Genomic DNA, 3031 nt, shown 5'->3' on the forward strand with positions numbered 1-3031 from the left:
TTTGCGTCCGTCTTCCTTCAGATTCCGCCTCACGGCGGACACCCTTGACTTTCGCTAACAGTTCCTACTGCCAAGTCTGTAGTGGACTTTCACCACCAAGTTGTCGCCCATGCCGGGCGCACAAAGAAAAAAGCCGATCTCAATGATCGGCTTTACCTCTCTTCCTCATGATGAACAGTTTAACTATCTCCTATCAATTATATAGGATTTAAAAATCCTTGAAATCGAACCCTCTGATACAGATATACTCCATGAAGTCTTTATCTCATATAATTAGGCTGCTTTCTTCCTCAAGCTATTGTGCGTGTGCATTCGGACCATGATCCATAAAACGACAAAGTTAAACAGGTTAATGCCAAGAGAAAAGATAAACGCAGGAATATAAGACCCTGTAAAGTCGAAGATGTATCCGACCAATGAGATCGAAAATGCTCCACCAAGGCTTGTTGCAAATGCCAGAATCGGGTAAAGCCTGACAAAATGATAACGCCCGAAAAATTCCTTAGTCAGCAAGGTCACACTGACTGACGGGATCGAGAAGATGGCTCCATAGAGAAAGGCAGCCCCATAAAGCAGCCAAGCATTCTGAAATACGACGAGAAGAATACTTGCTCCTCCTACAATTGCCACCATGCTCAAGGTACTTTTTATCGGCCCGACAAAGTCACTGAGATAACCCATTCCGAGCTTGAATCCGATACTGCTGATCATAGAGAATGACAGCATCGTTGCCCCCACGTCACTGGTCATCCCGAGGGCTCCAGAAAAGCCTGGGAAGTGCTGCGGCACACCGATGAGCATTGTCTGCAGTAAAGTGAACGTAAACATCAGAGCAAACAGTGCTCCGTTGATTCTGCCTAGCTGTTCTCGCCTGATCGTCTTCTTCTCTTTCTCAATGCCTTGGTCACCAGCTTCCAAAGCCCCGTAAGGCAGATAGCCTGATTCCTTCGGGTCCAACGTATAAGGGATAAGTAAGGCGGGCAGGGTAAAGGCGATGATCAGCAGGCCCATGATCTGGTAAGACAGTTCCCATCCGACAGATTCAATGAGCCTGGTGAAGACTGGAGAAAAGACTGCACCTCCCACACTGCTGAAACTTAACACGATACTCATCACCAGCCCGTGCTTCTGCTCGAACCATTCGTTGACAACGATCGTTACCGGAACCCATGCCAGCAAACCAGATCCAATTCCTCTAAGCGTACCTAATATATTGAAAATTAGAATCGACTCAGAGAAGCCTAAAAGGATATTCGAGACACCAGCCAGTACTACTCCAAATAAGATCACCAGTTTGAAGGGATACTTCCTGATTAAAACACCTGCATAAAGTGACATGATGGCTTTAGTAAACAGGGTCAGGGTATTGTGCATCGCAACCGATCCTCTATAGACGCCTAGACTGTCAGCTATCGGTGTAATAAATACCCCGTTTGACATCACTGGTAAACCGATAGCACTGATGGTCACCCCACACAAGCCCAGCATCACGAGCCAGTGTTTCATACTTTTATTTTTCATCAAAACGTCTCCACTTCCTAACAATTACATTATATCCAGTATACGCTCTTGAATTGCACTTGTGTAGAGAAGTTTTCTACCGTTAGCCAAAAAAACGCTGACACCTGTTAGGGGCCAGCGGATAACTTAATTGAAATTTACTCTGATTCAAGCGTAACCACTATAAGCTCAGGACGATTATTTACACGAAAAGGAAACAGACTGTTCCCTAGTCCACGGCTTACTATCATCTGCGTGTCACCCTCTTCATACAAACCGCTAGTGTATTCTGGAAAGAAACCTTGAGTAGGTGCATATAAACCACTCACACCTGGTACTCGAATCTGTCCGCCATGAGCATGCCCTGTCAGAGCCAAGTCCACGTCTGTTCGGGCATACAACTCCATTATTTCGGCCCTATGGGATAACAATAAGTTAAAGTCTGTACCAACTTGATCAGTTAAGCCAACCAGACTTTCCTGCAGAAACTGCTCCTGAGATCCGGCCATTTCAATTTCTTCTAGTGTGACCAATAACGGATCCTCCAGCCCAATCAAGCCGATTTCAGTACCCTCTCGTTCAAGCAATAAAGACGAATTGTCTAGGTTAACTACCCCGATTGCTTCCATTTCTGCTTGAAGTGCAGGATACTGCTCTGACGCTATTTCATGATTACCGGACACAAAATAAACCGGAGCCATCTCAACCATTTCAGTCAAGGCTTCTATAGCAACAGGGATATCCGTGCGATTACTGTCAATGACGTCCCCTGTCACAGCAATCATATCAGGATTTTGTTCCCTTACCTTATCAGTCAGCTGATCGCCAAAATCCTTATTATGCAAATCGGACACCTGTACAATCGTGTAGCCGTCAAAGGCTTCAGGTATATCAGGATGATTAAAATCATAATGCGTCACTTGAATGGCGTTGTTCTGCCAAACTAAATAAGCAGCAATTAACATTGTAAATAGTAATAGCAAACGAACGAGTTTAAATCTTTTCACTGGGTTATCTCCTCGAGGAATCTAGTCGCACAATTTAAAATAGTTCAGTATCATCTAAATTATTTTTTACATAGTTTATGAACGCTTTTTACTATACTCTATTTTACGAGAAAATAACAGAGAATGATTTGTGAAATGCATGTGATTATAATGGTAATCTGGCTCAGGCCAGATCTTACGTCATTGGAACAATACCTTTAACTTAAAGGAGTTTAAGGAGCTAAACTATATCTTTGACCACTTTTATTGTAGTTGACCATATGAAGCCCCCTGTAAACTGCATCGATTTCTAAAATGGTTTAGTTTAGCATATGTTTGACTAGCTATAGTAGATTTTTGCACAAAAAAATGAAGTTCAGCAGACAAATATCTTCTGAACTACACTTCTTCTCTATAGTTGAACCAATTTCATAACTAACTTTTTAAAAAAGGAAACACTCGTCTAATTTCAAAATGACTATTTTTTAAAAATTACACGGCTATTTCTTTTCTGTTCTTTCTCTCAGCTAACCGTTGGTTTGCAT

General features: G+C 42.6%; 2 protein-coding genes. Both read right to left on the minus strand.

Annotation, left to right across the window (positions count from 1 at the left end; genetic code table 11):
* Positions 1 to 273 precede the first annotated feature (273 nt).
* A complete protein-coding gene (locus ACYQ2O_RS11415; protein WP_459796650.1) occupies positions 274 to 1521 on the minus strand; it encodes an MFS transporter in 1248 nt (415 codons plus the stop codon).
* A gap of 137 nt (positions 1522 to 1658) precedes the next feature.
* Positions 1659 to 2507 (minus strand): metallophosphoesterase, encoded by an 849-nt coding sequence (locus ACYQ2O_RS11420; RefSeq protein ID WP_459796652.1) that lies wholly within the window; start codon positions 2505 to 2507, stop codon positions 1659 to 1661.
* Positions 2508 to 3031: the final 524 nt, after the last annotated feature.

Source organism: Alkalibacterium sp. m-11 (genome assembly GCF_054658155.1).